Source organism: Mesorhizobium sp. B2-1-8 (assembly GCF_006442545.2).
In the GTDB taxonomy this organism is placed as follows: Bacteria; Pseudomonadota; Alphaproteobacteria; order Rhizobiales; family Rhizobiaceae; genus Mesorhizobium.
This window is the reverse complement of sequence record NZ_CP083952.1, coordinates 4,204,947-4,218,861: the sequence shown is the minus strand read 5'-3', so window position 1 is coordinate 4,218,861 and position 13,915 is coordinate 4,204,947. Positions and strand designations below refer to the sequence as shown.

At 62.0% G+C, this 13,915-nt stretch carries 24 protein-coding genes; all 24 read left to right on the top strand.

Going from position 1 to position 13,915, the window contains the following annotated elements; all coding sequences use genetic code 11:
- Window positions 1-263 precede the first annotated feature (263 nt).
- A complete protein-coding gene (gene rpsL, locus FJ970_RS20645; RefSeq protein WP_006333356.1) occupies window positions 264-635 on the top strand; it encodes a 30S ribosomal protein S12 in 372 nt (123 codons plus the stop codon).
- A 57-nt stretch (window positions 636-692) separates the two neighbouring features.
- Window positions 693-1,163: a 30S ribosomal protein S7 gene (gene rpsG, locus FJ970_RS20640; protein ID WP_008875664.1), complete on the top strand. Its 471-nt coding sequence runs from the start codon at window positions 693-695 to the stop codon at window positions 1,161-1,163.
- 29 nt (window positions 1,164-1,192) lie between these two features.
- Window positions 1,193-3,283 (top strand): elongation factor G, encoded by a 2,091-nt coding sequence (gene fusA, locus FJ970_RS20635; RefSeq protein ID WP_140765479.1) that lies wholly within the window; start codon window positions 1,193-1,195, stop codon window positions 3,281-3,283.
- A gap of 67 nt (window positions 3,284-3,350) precedes the next feature.
- A complete protein-coding gene (gene tuf / locus FJ970_RS20630; protein ID WP_013895701.1) occupies window positions 3,351-4,526 on the top strand; it encodes an elongation factor Tu in 1,176 nt (391 codons plus the stop codon).
- Between the two features lie 69 nt (window positions 4,527-4,595).
- Window positions 4,596-4,904: a 30S ribosomal protein S10 gene (gene rpsJ, locus FJ970_RS20625; RefSeq protein ID WP_010909272.1), complete on the top strand. Its 309-nt coding sequence runs from the start codon at window positions 4,596-4,598 to the stop codon at window positions 4,902-4,904.
- Window positions 4,905-4,965: 61 nt separating this feature from the next.
- Window positions 4,966-5,688, top strand: coding sequence for a 50S ribosomal protein L3 (rplC, locus tag FJ970_RS20620; protein ID WP_023757978.1), 723 nt, complete (start codon window positions 4,966-4,968; stop codon window positions 5,686-5,688).
- Window positions 5,688-6,308, top strand: a complete 621-nt coding sequence (gene rplD, locus FJ970_RS20615) for a 50S ribosomal protein L4 (protein WP_015317984.1) — start codon at window positions 5,688-5,690, stop codon at window positions 6,306-6,308. Before rplC ends, rplD begins: the two co-directional genes overlap by 1 nt.
- Window positions 6,305-6,598, top strand: coding sequence for a 50S ribosomal protein L23 (locus tag FJ970_RS20610; RefSeq protein WP_010909275.1), 294 nt, complete (start codon window positions 6,305-6,307; stop codon window positions 6,596-6,598). The genes rplD and FJ970_RS20610 overlap by 4 nt, the downstream gene beginning before the upstream one ends.
- A 22-nt stretch (window positions 6,599-6,620) precedes the next feature.
- The gene (rplB, locus tag FJ970_RS20605; RefSeq protein WP_027145574.1) at window positions 6,621-7,454 is read left to right on the top strand and encodes a 50S ribosomal protein L2; all 834 of its coding nucleotides are present in this window, start codon (window positions 6,621-6,623) and stop codon (window positions 7,452-7,454) included.
- Between the two features lie 16 nt (window positions 7,455-7,470).
- A complete protein-coding gene (gene rpsS / locus FJ970_RS20600; RefSeq protein WP_027044977.1) occupies window positions 7,471-7,749 on the top strand; it encodes a 30S ribosomal protein S19 in 279 nt (92 codons plus the stop codon).
- A gap of 2 nt (window positions 7,750-7,751) precedes the next feature.
- Window positions 7,752-8,141, top strand: coding sequence for a 50S ribosomal protein L22 (gene rplV, locus FJ970_RS20595; protein WP_006205462.1), 390 nt, complete (start codon window positions 7,752-7,754; stop codon window positions 8,139-8,141).
- Complete coding sequence (gene rpsC / locus FJ970_RS20590) at window positions 8,141-8,866, top strand: 30S ribosomal protein S3 (protein ID WP_013895697.1); 726 nt, start codon at window positions 8,141-8,143, stop codon at window positions 8,864-8,866. Before rplV ends, rpsC begins: the two co-directional genes overlap by 1 nt.
- Before the next feature lie 27 nt (window positions 8,867-8,893).
- Entirely contained in the window at window positions 8,894-9,307 is a 414-nt protein-coding gene (gene rplP / locus FJ970_RS20585; protein ID WP_006205460.1) for a 50S ribosomal protein L16, read from the top strand.
- Between the two features lie 13 nt (window positions 9,308-9,320).
- Entirely contained in the window at window positions 9,321-9,521 is a 201-nt protein-coding gene (gene rpmC, locus FJ970_RS20580) for a 50S ribosomal protein L29 (RefSeq protein ID WP_006205459.1), read from the top strand.
- Window positions 9,522-9,532: 11 nt separating this feature from the next.
- Entirely contained in the window at window positions 9,533-9,772 is a 240-nt protein-coding gene (gene rpsQ / locus FJ970_RS20575) for a 30S ribosomal protein S17 (protein ID WP_010909280.1), read from the top strand.
- Window positions 9,773-9,856: 84 nt separating this feature from the next.
- The gene (rplN, locus tag FJ970_RS20570) at window positions 9,857-10,225 is read left to right on the top strand and encodes a 50S ribosomal protein L14 (protein ID WP_006205457.1); all 369 of its coding nucleotides are present in this window, start codon (window positions 9,857-9,859) and stop codon (window positions 10,223-10,225) included.
- A 12-nt stretch (window positions 10,226-10,237) separates the two neighbouring features.
- Window positions 10,238-10,552, top strand: a complete 315-nt coding sequence (gene rplX / locus FJ970_RS20565; RefSeq protein ID WP_006205456.1) for a 50S ribosomal protein L24 — start codon at window positions 10,238-10,240, stop codon at window positions 10,550-10,552.
- Window positions 10,545-11,123 (top strand): 50S ribosomal protein L5, encoded by a 579-nt coding sequence (gene rplE / locus FJ970_RS20560; protein ID WP_127278265.1) that lies wholly within the window; start codon window positions 10,545-10,547, stop codon window positions 11,121-11,123. The genes rplX and rplE overlap by 8 nt, the downstream gene beginning before the upstream one ends.
- 27 nt (window positions 11,124-11,150) lie before the next feature.
- Entirely contained in the window at window positions 11,151-11,456 is a 306-nt protein-coding gene (rpsN, locus tag FJ970_RS20555; protein ID WP_010909282.1) for a 30S ribosomal protein S14, read from the top strand.
- Window positions 11,457-11,468: 12 nt separating this feature from the next.
- Window positions 11,469-11,867, top strand: coding sequence for a 30S ribosomal protein S8 (gene rpsH / locus FJ970_RS20550; RefSeq protein WP_006205453.1), 399 nt, complete (start codon window positions 11,469-11,471; stop codon window positions 11,865-11,867).
- Between the two features lie 88 nt (window positions 11,868-11,955).
- Entirely contained in the window at window positions 11,956-12,489 is a 534-nt protein-coding gene (rplF, locus tag FJ970_RS20545) for a 50S ribosomal protein L6 (RefSeq protein ID WP_013895694.1), read from the top strand.
- 138 nt (window positions 12,490-12,627) lie between these two features.
- A complete protein-coding gene (gene rplR / locus FJ970_RS20540) occupies window positions 12,628-12,987 on the top strand; it encodes a 50S ribosomal protein L18 (protein WP_027145576.1) in 360 nt (119 codons plus the stop codon).
- 128 nt (window positions 12,988-13,115) lie between these two features.
- The gene (rpsE, locus tag FJ970_RS20535) at window positions 13,116-13,679 is read left to right on the top strand and encodes a 30S ribosomal protein S5 (RefSeq protein ID WP_032933400.1); all 564 of its coding nucleotides are present in this window, start codon (window positions 13,116-13,118) and stop codon (window positions 13,677-13,679) included.
- A gap of 24 nt (window positions 13,680-13,703) precedes the next feature.
- Window positions 13,704-13,901, top strand: a complete 198-nt coding sequence (rpmD, locus tag FJ970_RS20530) for a 50S ribosomal protein L30 (protein WP_006205449.1) — start codon at window positions 13,704-13,706, stop codon at window positions 13,899-13,901.
- Window positions 13,902-13,915 lie beyond the last annotated feature (14 nt).

Here is a 13,915-nt window from a genome sequence, read left to right as displayed (position 1 = left end):
GCTTACGAGTAGAAGCCGCCCAGTCAGAACCGATGTGAGGCTCTCCCTTCCGAAGCGACACGCTTTGGAGTTTGCCTCAAACAGGGTTCGTTTTACGAGCGAAAAGACATTTCCGGCGTGCACGAAGCGGTTTCCGCTTCCTCTGCGATTTGTTCGGGCAAGACCGCGAGGCGCGGTTTGTGGCCCGAATTTGCGTATGGAAATGACGCTTTGAGCGAGCCTTGACCGGCACGAGACACGGAATTGAGAGACAAGAGGGTTTAATGCCTACCGTCAACCAGCTGATCCGCAAGCCGCGCATTGCGCCGGTGAAGCGCAACAAGGTCCCGGCCATGCAGCAGAACCCGCAGAAGCGGGGCGTCTGCACGCGCGTCTATACGACGACGCCGAAGAAGCCGAACTCGGCGCTGCGCAAGGTGGCCAAGATCCGCCTGACCAATGGTTTTGAAGTGATCGGTTACATCCCCGGCGAAGGTCACAACCTTCAGGAACACTCCGTGGTCATGATCCGCGGCGGCCGCGTCAAGGATCTTCCGGGCGTGCGCTACCACATCATCCGCGGCGTGCTCGACACGCAGGGCGTGAAGAACCGCAAGCAGCGCCGTTCGAAGTACGGTGCCAAGCGTCCGAAGTAAGATTTTCCGGCCTTGGCGCTTTCCGGCGCAAGGCTACGAGATTGAGAGACAAAAGCCATGTCGCGTCGTCACAGTGCAGAAAAGCGTGAGATCAACCCGGATCCCAAGTTCGGCGATCTGATCGTCACCAAGTTCATGAACGCCGTCATGTATGACGGCAAGAAGTCGGTTGCCGAGACCATCGTCTACGGCGCGTTGGACCAGGTCCAGTCGAAGACCAAGCAGGAGCCGGTCACCGTCTTCCACCAGGCGCTCGACAATGTCGCGCCGCATGTGGAAGTGCGTTCGCGTCGCGTCGGCGGCGCCACCTACCAGGTTCCGGTCGACGTTCGTCCCGAGCGCCGCCAGGCGCTGGCGATCCGCTGGCTGATCGCCGCGGCCCGCAACCGCAACGAGACCACCATGGTCGACCGCCTCTCCGGCGAGCTGATGGACGCGGCCAACAACCGCGGCACCGCCGTGAAGAAGCGTGAAGACACCCACAAGATGGCTGAAGCCAACCGCGCTTTCGCACACTACCGCTGGTAAAGCGCGAACAGGACTGAGAGGCAGCTACGATGGCCCGCGAATACAAAATCGAAGACTACCGCAATTTCGGTATCATGGCGCATATTGACGCCGGCAAGACGACGACCACCGAGCGCGTCCTCTATTACACGGGCAAGTCGCACAAGATCGGCGAAGTGCACGACGGCGCTGCCACCATGGACTGGATGGAGCAGGAGCAGGAGCGCGGCATCACCATCACGTCCGCCGCGACCACGACCTTCTGGAAGGGTCGTGATGGCAAGATGCACCGCTTCAACATCATCGACACCCCCGGACACGTCGACTTCACCATCGAGGTCGAGCGTTCGCTGCGTGTGCTCGACGGCGCCATCGCGCTGCTCGACGCCAATGCAGGTGTCGAGCCGCAGACGGAAACCGTCTGGCGCCAGGCCGACAAGTACCGCGTGCCGCGCATGATCTTCTGCAACAAGATGGACAAGATCGGCGCCGACTTCTACCGCTCGGTCGAGATGATCGGTTCGCGCCTTGGTGCGCAGGCTGTCGTCATGCAACTGCCGATCGGCGCCGAGACCGAATTCAAGGGTGTCGTCGACCTCGTCGAGATGAACGCACTTGTCTGGCGCGACGAGACGCTCGGCGCTGCCTGGGACGTCGTCGAGATCCCGGCCGACCTCAAGGCGCGTGCCGAGGAATATCGCGAGAAGATGATCGAGGCCGCCGTCGAAATGGACGAGACGGCGCTCGAGAACTACCTCGAAGGCAAGATGCCGTCGAATGACGAGATCCGTTCGCTGATCCGCAAGGGCACGATAGCGGTCAAGTTCTACCCGATGTTCTGCGGCTCGGCCTTCAAGAACAAGGGCGTGCAGCCGCTGCTCGACGCCGTTGTCGAATACCTGCCGTCGCCGGCCGACGTTCCGGCCATCAAGGGTGTCGATGCCAAGACCGACGCCGAGATCGAGCGTCATGCGGACGACAACGAGCCGCTGTCGATGCTCGCCTTCAAGATCATGAACGACCCGTTCGTCGGTTCGCTGACCTTTGCCCGCATCTATTCGGGCAAGCTCTCCAAGGGCGTCTCTGTCGACAACACTGTGAAGGGCAAGAAGGAGCGCATCGGTCGCATGCTGCAGATGCATGCGAATTCGCGCGCCGACGTCGAAGAAGCTTTCGCCGGCGACATCGTCGCTCTGGCTGGCCTGAAGGACACGACCACCGGCGACACGCTGTGCGATCCGCTGCACCCGGTCATCCTCGAGCGCATGGAATTCCCCGATCCGGTCATCCAGATCGCCATCGAGCCGAAGACCAAGAACGACCAGGAAAAGATGGGCCTCGCCCTTCACCGCCTGGCTGCCGAGGATCCGTCCTTCCGCGTCAAGACCGACGAGGAAAGCGGCCAGACCATCATCTCCGGCATGGGCGAGCTGCACCTCGACATCATCGTCGACCGCATGCGTCGCGAGTTCAAGGTCGAAGCCAATGTCGGCGCGCCGCAGGTGGCTTATCGCGAGACGATCACCCGCAAGCACGAGCAGGACTACACCCACAAGAAGCAGACCGGCGGTACCGGCCAGTTCGCGCGCGTCAAGGTTGTGTTCGAGCCGAATTCCGAGAGCGAGGACTTCGTGTTCGAGTCCAAGATCGTCGGCGGCGCGGTGCCGAAGGAATACATCCCGGGCGTCGAAAAGGGTATCCAGAGCGTCATGGGCGCTGGTCCGTTCGCCGGCTTCCCGATGATCGGCGTCAGGGCGACGCTCATCGACGGCGCCTACCATGACGTCGACTCCTCGGTGCTCGCCTTCGAAATCGCATCCCGCGCATGCTTCCGTGAGGCTGCACCCAAGCTCGGCGTGCAGCTGCTCGAGCCGATCATGAAGGTCGAGGTGGTGACGCCGGAAGACTACGTCGGCAGCGTCATTGGCGATCTGAACGGCCGTCGTGGCCAGATCCAGGGCCAGGAAGCGCGCGGCGTGGCCGTCGTCATCAACGCGATGGTGCCGCTCGCCAACATGTTCAAGTACGTCGACAACCTGCGCTCGATGAGCCAGGGCCGCGCGGCCTACACGATGCAGTTCGATCACTACGAGCCGGTCCCGACCGCGGTCGCTCAGGAAGTCCAGAAGAAATACGCGTAACTCGAAAGAGCTGCCGCGGTAACGCAATTCAAAGCCCGCATGGGCGAGCAGGAAATGGAGACATCACATGGCAAAAGGTAAATTCGAGCGCACTAAGCCTCATGTGAACATCGGCACGATTGGTCACGTTGACCATGGCAAGACGTCGCTGACGGCTGCGATCACCAAGTATTTTGGCGAATACAAGCGCTATGACCAGATCGACGCGGCGCCGGAAGAGAAGGCGCGCGGCATCACGATCTCGACGGCTCACGTCGAATACGAGACGGCCAACCGCCACTACGCGCATGTCGACTGCCCCGGCCACGCCGACTATGTGAAGAACATGATCACCGGTGCCGCGCAGATGGACGGCGCGATACTGGTGGTGTCGGCCGCCGACGGCCCGATGCCGCAGACCCGCGAGCACATCCTGCTTGCCCGTCAGGTCGGCGTGCCGTCGATCGTGGTGTTCCTGAACAAGGTCGACCAGGTCGACGACGCCGAGTTGCTCGAACTGGTCGAGCTCGAGGTTCGCGAGCTTTTGTCGAAGAACGAATTCCCCGGCGACGACATTCCGATCGTCAAGGGTTCGGCGCTGGCAGCGCTCGAGGATTCGAACAAGACGATCGGCGAGGACGCGATCCGCGAGCTGATGGCTCAGGTCGACGCCTACATCCCGACGCCGGTTCGTCCGCTCGACAAGCCGTTCCTGATGCCGATCGAGGACGTGTTCTCGATCTCGGGCCGTGGCACGGTCGTGACCGGCCGCGTCGAGCGCGGCGTGGTCAAGGTCGGCGAGGAGCTGGAAATCATCGGCATCCGTCCGACGACCAAGACGACCTGCACAGGCGTGGAAATGTTCCGCAAGCTGCTCGATCAGGGCCAGGCTGGCGACAACATCGGCGCGCTGCTGCGCGGTGTCGACCGTGAAGGTGTCGAGCGCGGCCAGGTTCTGGCCAAGCCCGGCACGGTGAAGCCGCACAAGAAGTTCGTGGCCGAAGCCTACATCCTGACCAAGGACGAAGGTGGCCGTCACACGCCGTTCTTCACCAACTACCGTCCGCAGTTCTACTTCCGCACGACCGACGTGACCGGCATCGTGTCGCTGCCGGAAGGCACCGAGATGGTGATGCCTGGCGACAACATCACGGTCGATGTCGAGCTGATCGTGCCGATCGCCATGGAAGAGAAGCTGCGCTTCGCCATCCGTGAAGGCGGCCGCACCGTCGGTGCCGGCATCGTCGTCACCATCAAAGAGTAATTTGGACTTAAACCGATCTGTCGCGGGCGCCGGAGTTGCCCGCGCCGCGCCAGAACAAGGAAGTGACGCATGAACGGACAGAATATCCGCATCCGCCTGAAGGCGTTTGACCACCGCGTGCTCGACGCCTCGACGAAGGAAATCGTGTCGACGGCCAAGCGCACTGGTGCAAACGTCCGCGGCCCCATTCCGCTGCCGACGCGGATCGAAAAGTTCACGGTCAACCGGTCGCCTCACGTCGACAAGAAGAGCCGCGAGCAGTTCGAGATGCGCACGCACAAGCGTCTGCTCGACATCGTCGATCCGACCCCGCAGACCGTCGATGCTTTGATGAAGCTCGATCTGGCCGCCGGCGTCGACGTCGAGATCAAGCTCTAAGGGAATGAGAGCGCGGTAAGGGGCGGTGTCCCTGGCCCGGAACTCTAAAGGAATTGAACCGATGCGTTCAGGTGTGATTGCAAAGAAGGTGGGAATGACCCGCATCTATAATGATGCCGGGGAACATGTTCCCGTCACCGTTCTCCAGATGGAGAACTGCCAGGTCGTGGCACAGCGCACGCAGGAGAAGAATGGCTACACCGCCGTTCAGCTCGGCGTTGGCCTCGCCAAGGTGAAGAACACGTCGAAGGCGATGCGCGGCCATTTCGCGACCGCTTCCGTCGAGCCGAAGGCGAAGGTTGCCGAGTTCCGCGTCTCCGCCGACAACATGATCGACGTTGGCGCCGAGATCACGGTCGAGCACTTTGTCGCCGGCCAGAAGGTCGATGTGACGGGCACGACGATCGGCAAGGGTTTCCAGGGCGTCATCAAGCGCCACCACATGGGTGGTGGCCGCGCGACGCACGGTAACTCGGTCTCGCACCGTACGCACGGTTCGACTGGCCAGCGCCAGGACCCGGGCAAGGTGTTCAAGGGCAAGCATATGGCTGGCCACATGGGCGACACCCGCGTCACCACACAGAATGTCGAGATCGTCTCGACCGACGCCGACCGCGGCCTGATCCTGATCCGCGGTGCGGTTCCCGGATCGAAGGGCGCCTGGATCCTGGTCCGCGACGCGGCCAAGGTGGCGCTGCCGGCCAATGCGCCGAAGCCCGCCGCGATCCGCGCTGTTGCGGCAGCTGCGAAGAACGAGGCTCCGGCCACAGAGGGAGCGGAATAATGGATCTCAAGATCACAACGCTCGGCGGTAAAGACGCCGGCAAGGTGGAACTTTCCGACGGAATTTTCGGCCTTGATCCGCGCGAGGACATCCTGCAGCGCGTCGTGCGCTGGCAGCTTGCCAAGAAGCAGCAGGGCACGCACAAGGCCAAGGGCCGCGCCGAAATCGCGCGCACCGGCGCCAAGATGTACAAGCAGAAGGGTACGGGCCGCGCCCGTCACCACTCGGCACGCGCTCCGCAGTTCCGCGGCGGCGGCAAGGCCCACGGCCCGGTCGTTCGCAGCCATGAGCACGAACTGCCCAAAAAGGTTCGTGCGCTTGGCCTCAAGCATGCTCTCTCGGCCAAGGCCAAGAGCGCGTCGATCATCATCATCGACGAGTTGAAGCTGACCGAGGCCAAGACGAAGGCGCTGATCGCGAATTTCGCGACGCTGGGCCTGACCAACGCCTTGGTGATTGGCGGCGCCGAGCTTGACAAGAACTTCAAGCTGGCAGCCACCAACATCCCCAACATCGACGTGCTGCCCATCCAGGGCATCAACGTCTACGACATTCTGCGCCGCGGCACGCTGGTCCTTTCGAAGGCCGCCGTCGAGGCTCTCGAGGAGCGCTTTAAATGACCGACCTCCGTCACTACGACGTGATCGTCTCGCCGGCGATCACCGAAAAGTCGACCATGGCCTCCGAGCAGAACCAGGTCGTCTTCAACGTCGCCAAGAAGGCGTCGAAGCCAGAAATCAAGGCCGCCGTCGAAGCGCTGTTCGGCGTCAAGGTGATGGCCGTGAACACGCTTGTCCGCAAGGGCAAGATCAAGCGCTTCCGCGGCACGATCGGCCGCCAGAGCGACGTCAAGAAGGCGATCGTGACGCTGGCCGACGGCCAGTCGATCGACGTCGCGACGGGTCTCTGAGCAAGGCCGCGAGGACAGGACAATGGCACTTAAGAAATTCAACCCGATAACGCCGAGCACCCGCCAGCTGGTCATCGTCGACCGCTCGGGCCTCTACAAGGGCAAGCCTGTCAAGGGCCTGACCGAAGGCCTGACCAAGTCGGGCGGCCGCAACAATCACGGCCGCATCACGGCCCGCTTCATCGGCGGCGGTCACAAGCGTTCGTACCGCATCATCGACTTCAAGCGCCGCAAGTTCGACGTTGTCGGCACGGTCGAGCGCATCGAATATGATCCGAACCGCACCGCCTTCATCGCGCTGATCAAGTATGATGACGGTGAGCTGTCCTACATCATCGCTCCGCAGCGTCTGGCTCCCGGCGACAAGATCGTGGCCGGCGAAGCGGTCGACGTGAAGCCGGGCAATGCGATGCCGCTGGCCTCGATGCCGGTTGGCACCATCGTCCACAACATCGAGTTGAAGCCGGGCAAAGGCGCCCAGGTCGCCCGGTCGGCAGGTGGTTACGGCCAGCTGGTCGGCCGCGACCAGGGTATGGCGATCCTGCGCCTCAACTCGGGCGAGCAGCGTGTCGTTCACGGCTCCTGCATGGCCACCGTCGGTGCTGTGTCCAATCCGGACCACGGCAACATCAACGACGGCAAGGCCGGCCGCACGGTTTGGCGTGGCAAGCGTCCGCACAATCGCGGCGTGACCATGAACCCGGTCGACCACCCGCATGGCGGCGGCGAAGGCCGCACCTCTGGTGGCCGTCATCCGGTCAGCCCGTGGGGCAAGCCGACCAAAGGCAAGAAGACGCGGTCCAACAAGGCGACCGACAAGTTCATCCTGCGCTCGCGCCATCAGCGCAAGAGCTAAGAAGAGGTAACGCCAAGTGACTCGTTCTATTTGGAAAGGCCCCTTCATCGACGGCTACCTTCTCAAGAAGGTGGACAAGGTTCGTGAAGGTGGTCGCAATGAGGTGATCAAGATGTGGAGCCGTCGCTCCACCATCCTGCCGCAGTTCGTCGGCTTCACCTTCGGTGTCTACAACGGCCAGAAGCATGTTCCCGTCGCGGTGAACGAGGACATGGTCGGTCACAAGTTCGGTGAATTCGCTCCGACGCGGACCTATTACGGTCACGGCGCGGATAAGAAGGCGAAGAGGAAATAATCATGGGCAAGGCCAAAGCTCCGCGCAGGCTTGCTGACAACGAAGCGCGCGCCGTGTTGCGCACGATCCGTATCAGCCCGCAGAAGCTGAACCTGGTTGCCGCGCTGATCCGCGGCAAGAAGGTCGCGACAGCGCTTTCCGATCTCGAATTCTCGGCCAAGCGGATTTCCGGCACGGTCAAGAAGACGCTGGAATCGGCAATCGCCAACGCGGAAAACAACCACGACCTCGACGTCGATGCACTGATCGTGGCGGAAGCCTATGTCGGCAAGTCGATCGTCATGAAGCGGTTCCACGCTCGTGGCCGTGGTCGCGCCAGCCGTATCGAGAAGCCGTTCTCGCACCTCACGATCGTCGTTCGTGAAGTCGAAGAAAAAGGGGAGGCCGCATAATGGGCCAGAAAGTCAATCCGATCGGTCTTCGCCTCGGCATCAACCGCACCTGGGATTCGCGCTGGTTCGCGAACACCGGCGAGTACGGCAAGCTGCTGCATGAGGACATCAAGATCCGCAAGTATCTTGAGAAGGAGCTCAAGCAGGCCGCGATCTCGAAGGTCGTGATCGAGCGTCCGCACAAGAAGTGCCGCGTCACCATCCATGCCGCACGCCCGGGTCTGATCATCGGCAAGAAGGGCGCCGACATCGAGAAGCTTCGCAAGAAGCTGATGGAGATGACGAAGTCCGAGACGCACCTCAACATCGTCGAAGTGCGCAAGCCGGAAATCGACGCGACCCTGGTCGCCCAGTCGATCGCCCAGCAGCTCGAGCGCCGCATCGCGTTCCGCCGCGCCATGAAGCGCGCAGTGCAGTCGGCCATGCGCCTCGGTGCCGAAGGCATCCGCATCAACTGCGCCGGCCGTCTTGGCGGCGCCGAGATCGCGCGCATGGAATGGTATCGTGAAGGTCGCGTGCCGCTGCATACGCTGCGCGCCGATGTCGACTACGGCACGGCAGAGGCGAATACGGCCTACGGCATTTGCGGCGTCAAGGTCTGGGTATTCAAGGGCGAGATCCTCGAGCACGATCCGATGGCTTCGGAGCGTCGTGCGACCGAGGGTGATGCTGCGCATGGCGGTGGTGGTGATCGCGAACGCGGTCGTCGTCGCGAAAACGCCTGAGACATTTAGGAATTTGGAGTTAGAACGATGCTGCAGCCAAAGCGCACAAAGTTCCGCAAGCAGTTCAAGGGCCGTATCCATGGTACCGCAAAGGGCGGCACCAACCTGGATTTCGGTGGTTTCGGGCTGAAGGCGCTTGAGCCGAACCGCGTCACCGCGCGTGAGATCGAGGCGGCCCGCCGCGCGATCACTCGCGAAATGAAGCGCGCTGGCCGTGTCTGGATCCGTATTTTCCCGGATGTGCCGGTCACCTCGAAGCCGACCGAAGTCCGCATGGGTAAGGGCAAGGGCGCGGTCGACTACTGGGCGGCGCGCGTCAAGCCGGGTCGCATCATGTTCGAGATCGACGGCGTCAATGAAGAAACCGCCCGTGAGGCGCTGCGTCTCGGCGCGGCCAAGCTCTCGGTCAGGACGCGCTTCGTACAGCGCATCGCAGAATAAGGACGGGCTGATCATGAAAGCCGAAGACATCCGGACCAAGACCCAGGACCAGCTGACCGACGACCTGGCCAGCCTGAAGAAGGAGCAGTTCAACCTGCGCTTCCAGAAGGCCACCGGCCAGCTCGAGAAGACCGCGCGCGTGAGGCAGGTTCGCAAGGACATTGCGCGTATCAAGACCATCGCTGCGGAAAAGTCCGCGGCCAAGAAGGCTTAAGGACGAAAACCATGCCAAAGCGCATTCTGCAGGGCACCGTCGTCAGCGACAAGAACGAGAAGACGGTTGTCGTCAAGGTCGAACGGCGCTTCACGCATCCCGTGATGAAGAAGACCGTGCGCATGACCAAGAAGTACAAGGCGCACGACGAGAACAACGCCCACAAGGTCGGCGACCAGGTGTTCATCCAGGAATCGAAGCCGATTTCCAAGGACAAGCGCTGGATCGTCGTGTCCTCGGACCAAGCCTGACCTCTGGGCGTAAACAACGAATTTTGGACAGACCGGGGAGGGGCTTCGAGCCCGTCCCGTTAGAAAAGAAGAAGGCGGCCAGTCATGATTCAGATGCAAACAAACCTCGACGTGGCGGATAATTCCGGCGCGCGTCGTGTCATGTGCATCAAGGTGCTGGGCGGCTCGAAGCGGAAATACGCTTCCGTGGGCGACATCATCGTGGTGTCGATCAAGGAAGCCATTCCGCGCGGCCGCGTTAAGAAGGGCGATGTGATGAAGGCGGTCGTGGTTCGCACGGCCAAGGACATCCGCCGCCCGGACGGCAGCGTGATCCGTTTCGACAAGAACGCGGCCGTTCTCGTCGACAACAAGAAAGAGCCGATCGGCACGCGTATCTTCGGACCGGTTCCGCGCGAACTCCGCGCCAAGAACCACATGAAGATCATCTCGCTCGCGCCTGAAGTGCTGTAAGGAGCCGGACCAATGCAAAAGATTAGAAAAGGCGACAAGGTCGTCGTGCTGGCCGGCAAGGACAAGGGCCGTTCGGGCGAAGTCCTCTCGGTTCAGCCGAAAGATGACACCGCGCTGGTGCGCGGCGTCAACATGATCCGTCGTCACCAGAAGCAGTCCCAGTCCCAAGAGGGCGGGATCATCACCAAGGAAGCGCCGATCCAGCTGTCGAACATCGCGCTGGCCGACCCGAAGGATGGCAAGCCGACCCGCGTCGGTTTCATCTTCCAGAAGGACGGCAAGAAGGTGCGCGTCGCCAAGCGCTCGGGAGAAGTCATCAATGGCTAAGGCTCAAACCAAGCAGGCGACTGCCAACAACACGCCGCGCCTCAAGCAAGTCTATAACGAGACCATTCGCAAGGCGCTGCAGGAGCAGTTCGGCTACGACAACGACATGCAGGTTCCGCGCCTCGACAAGATCGTGCTGAACATGGGTGTCGGCGAAGCGACCGCCGATTCGAAGAAGCCTTCGGTCGCGGCCGAGGACCTGGCGATGATCGCCGGCCAGAAGGCCGTCGTCACCCGCGCTCGCAATTCGATCGCTGGCTTCAAGGTCCGCGAGAACATGCCGATCGGCGCCAAAGTCACGCTGCGCAAGGAACGTATGTACGAGTTCCTCGACCGCCTCGTGAACATCGCGCTGCCGCGCGTCCGCGACTTCCGCGGACTGAACCCCAAGAGCTTCGATGGCCGTGGCAACTACGCCATGGGCATCAAGGAACACATCGTGTTTCCGGAGATCAACTACGACAAGGTTGATCAGATCTGGGGCATGGACGTCATCGTTTGTACGACTGCGAAGACGGATGACGAAGCCAGGGCTTTGCTCAAGGCTTTCAACTTCCCCTTCCGCCAGTAACGGCAGCGAGAAAAGGAAAAATCTGAAATGGCAAAGACCAGCTCAGTCGAGAAGAACAACAGGCGCCGCAAGCTTGCCGACCAGTACGGTCCCAAGCGCGCCGCGCTGAAGGCGATCATCATGGATCAGTCCAAGCCGATGGAAGAGCGCTTCCGCGCTCAGCTGAAGCTTGCTGCCCTGCCGCGCAACTCGGCCAAGATCCGCATCCGCAACCGCTGCGAAGTCACCGGCCGTCCGCGCGCCTACTATCGCAAGCTCAAAGTATCGCGCATCGCGCTTCGGGATCTCGGCAATAACGGCCAGATCCCGGGCCTGGTCAAGTCGAGCTGGTAAGGAGGACATAACATGTCATTGAGCGATCCTCTCGGCGATATGCTGACCCGCATCCGCAACGCCTATGGCCGCAAGAAGTCGAGTGTCTCGACGCCGGCCTCGCGTCTGCGCACCCGCGTCCTCGACGTGCTGAAGGCTGAAGGCTATATCCGCGATTACAGCCAGACCGACTTCGACAACGGCAAGTCCGAAATCGAAATCGAGCTGAAGTATTTCGACGGTGCTCCGGTAGTGCGCGAAATAGCCCGCGTTTCGAAGCCCGGCCGCCGCGTTTACGTTTCGGCCAAGTCGATCCCGCACGTCGCCAACGGCCTCGGCATCGCCATCCTTTCGACACCGAAGGGCGTGATGGCCGACCACGAAGCACGCGAGCAGAACGTCGGCGGCGAGATCCTCTGCCAGATCTTTTGATCTGGCAGCTCACCGCAAATTGGAATCCGGTCTGCGGATCGTTCCGAAGACAGAGACCTGAAACAAGAGAAGTGACGAGGACAACAAAATGTCTCGTATTGGAAAGAAACCCGTTTCGCTGCCGCAGGGCGTGACCGCGACCGTCAACGGCCAGACCGTGACGGCGAAGGGCCCCAAGGGCGAGCTGAAGTTCGTGGTGAATGACGAAGTGCTGGTCAAGATGGAAGGCAGCGAGATCGCTGTCCAGCCGCGCGACCAGACCAAGACAGCCCGCTCCAAGTGGGGCATGTCGCGCACGCAGATCGTCAACATCCTGCAGGGTGTCAAGGACGGTTTCGAGAAGAAGCTCGAGATCACCGGCGTCGGCTATCGCGCTGCCTTGCAGGGTAAGAACCTGCAGCTGGCCCTTGGCTTCAGCCATGATGTCGTCTACGAGACGCCTGCCGGCATCACGATCACCGTGCCGAAGCCGACCGAAATCACCGTGGCCGGCATCGACAAGCAGCAGGTCGGCCAGGTTGCCGCGGAGATCCGCGAATACCGTGGTCCCGAGCCTTACAAGGGCAAGGGTGTCCGTTACGCCGGCGAGAAGATCGTCCGCAAGGAAGGCAAGAAGAAGTAGTCGGCTTGGCCCTGAAAAGTCGCAGGCTTTTCGGACAGGACCAAGCCACGGAAGTGTAACGCCGCGGGGAGCGGTCGCGGGAGGCGTTTCGCCTACCGCATATGGCGGCCCCCGTTTTTTGAAGGCAAGGAAGACATCATGGGTACCAAGGAAGCCATCCAGCGCCGTGCGCAACGCGTCCGCCGCCAGATCAAGAAAGTCGCCGGCGAGCGTCCGCGTCTTTCGGTGCACCGCACGTCGAAGAACATCTACGTCCAGGTGATCGACGACGCCAAGGGGCACACCATCGCTGCCGCCTCGACGCTCGAGAAGGACCTCAAGGGTTCGCTCAAGACCGGCGCCGACACCGCCGCCGCCGCCGCGATCGGCAAGCTGATCGCCGAGCGCGCCACCAAGGCCGGCATCAAGGAAGTCGTCTTCGATCGTGGCCCGTACATCTATCACGGCCGCGTCAAGGCGCTGGCCGAGGCAGCTCGCGAAGGCGGTCTCAGCTTCTAATGCATGATCCCGAAAAGTTGCAGACTTTTCGGACAAGATCATGCAAAGGAGAAGTTCACCGCTGACGACCCAAAAGTGGCGTCAGCAATCAGCAACCCGTGCTTCCGGAAAAGAACAAGGAACAGGATATGGCACAGGAACGTAGGGAAGGCGGCCGCGGCCGCGAGCGTGAAGAGCGCGACGATGGCATGGTGGACAAGCTCGTCCACATCAATCGCGTCGCCAAGGTCGTCAAGGGTGGCCGCCGCTTCGGCTTCGCCGCACTCGTCGTCGTCGGCGACCAGAAGGGCCGTGTCGGCTTCGGTCACGGCAAGGCGCGCGAAGTGCCGGAAGCCATCCGCAAGGCGACCGAATCGGCCAAGCGCGACATGATCTTCGTGCCGCTGCGCTCGGGCCGCACGCTGCATCACGACGTCGAAGGACGCTGGGGTGCGGGCCGCGTGCTGCTGCGCGCCGCCAAGCAGGGTACCGGCATCATCGCCGGCGGCCCGATGCGCGCCGTCTTCGAGACGCTCGGCATGCATGACGTGGTCGCCAAGTCGATGGGTTCGTCGAACCCCTACAACATGGTTCGCGCCACCTTCGACGCGCTGAAGAGCCAGATGCATCCCAAGGATGTGGCTGCCGCGCGCGGCATCAAGTATTCGACCCTTCAGGCCCGCCGCGGCACCGCCGTTGCGGCTGAAGAATAGTCGATCTGACCAGGGATTTTGACCATGGCCAAGAAAGCAACCAAGACCATCACCGTTGAGCAGATCGGCTCGCCGATCCGCCGTCCGAAGGAACAGCGCGCGACGCTGGTCGGCCTCGGCCTCAACAAGATGCACAAGCAGCGCACGCTGGAAGATACGCCCTCCGTGCGCGGCATGATCGCTGCCGTCCAGCATCTCGTCCGCGTCGTGGACGAGGGCTGAGCCAGAGCGCAGGA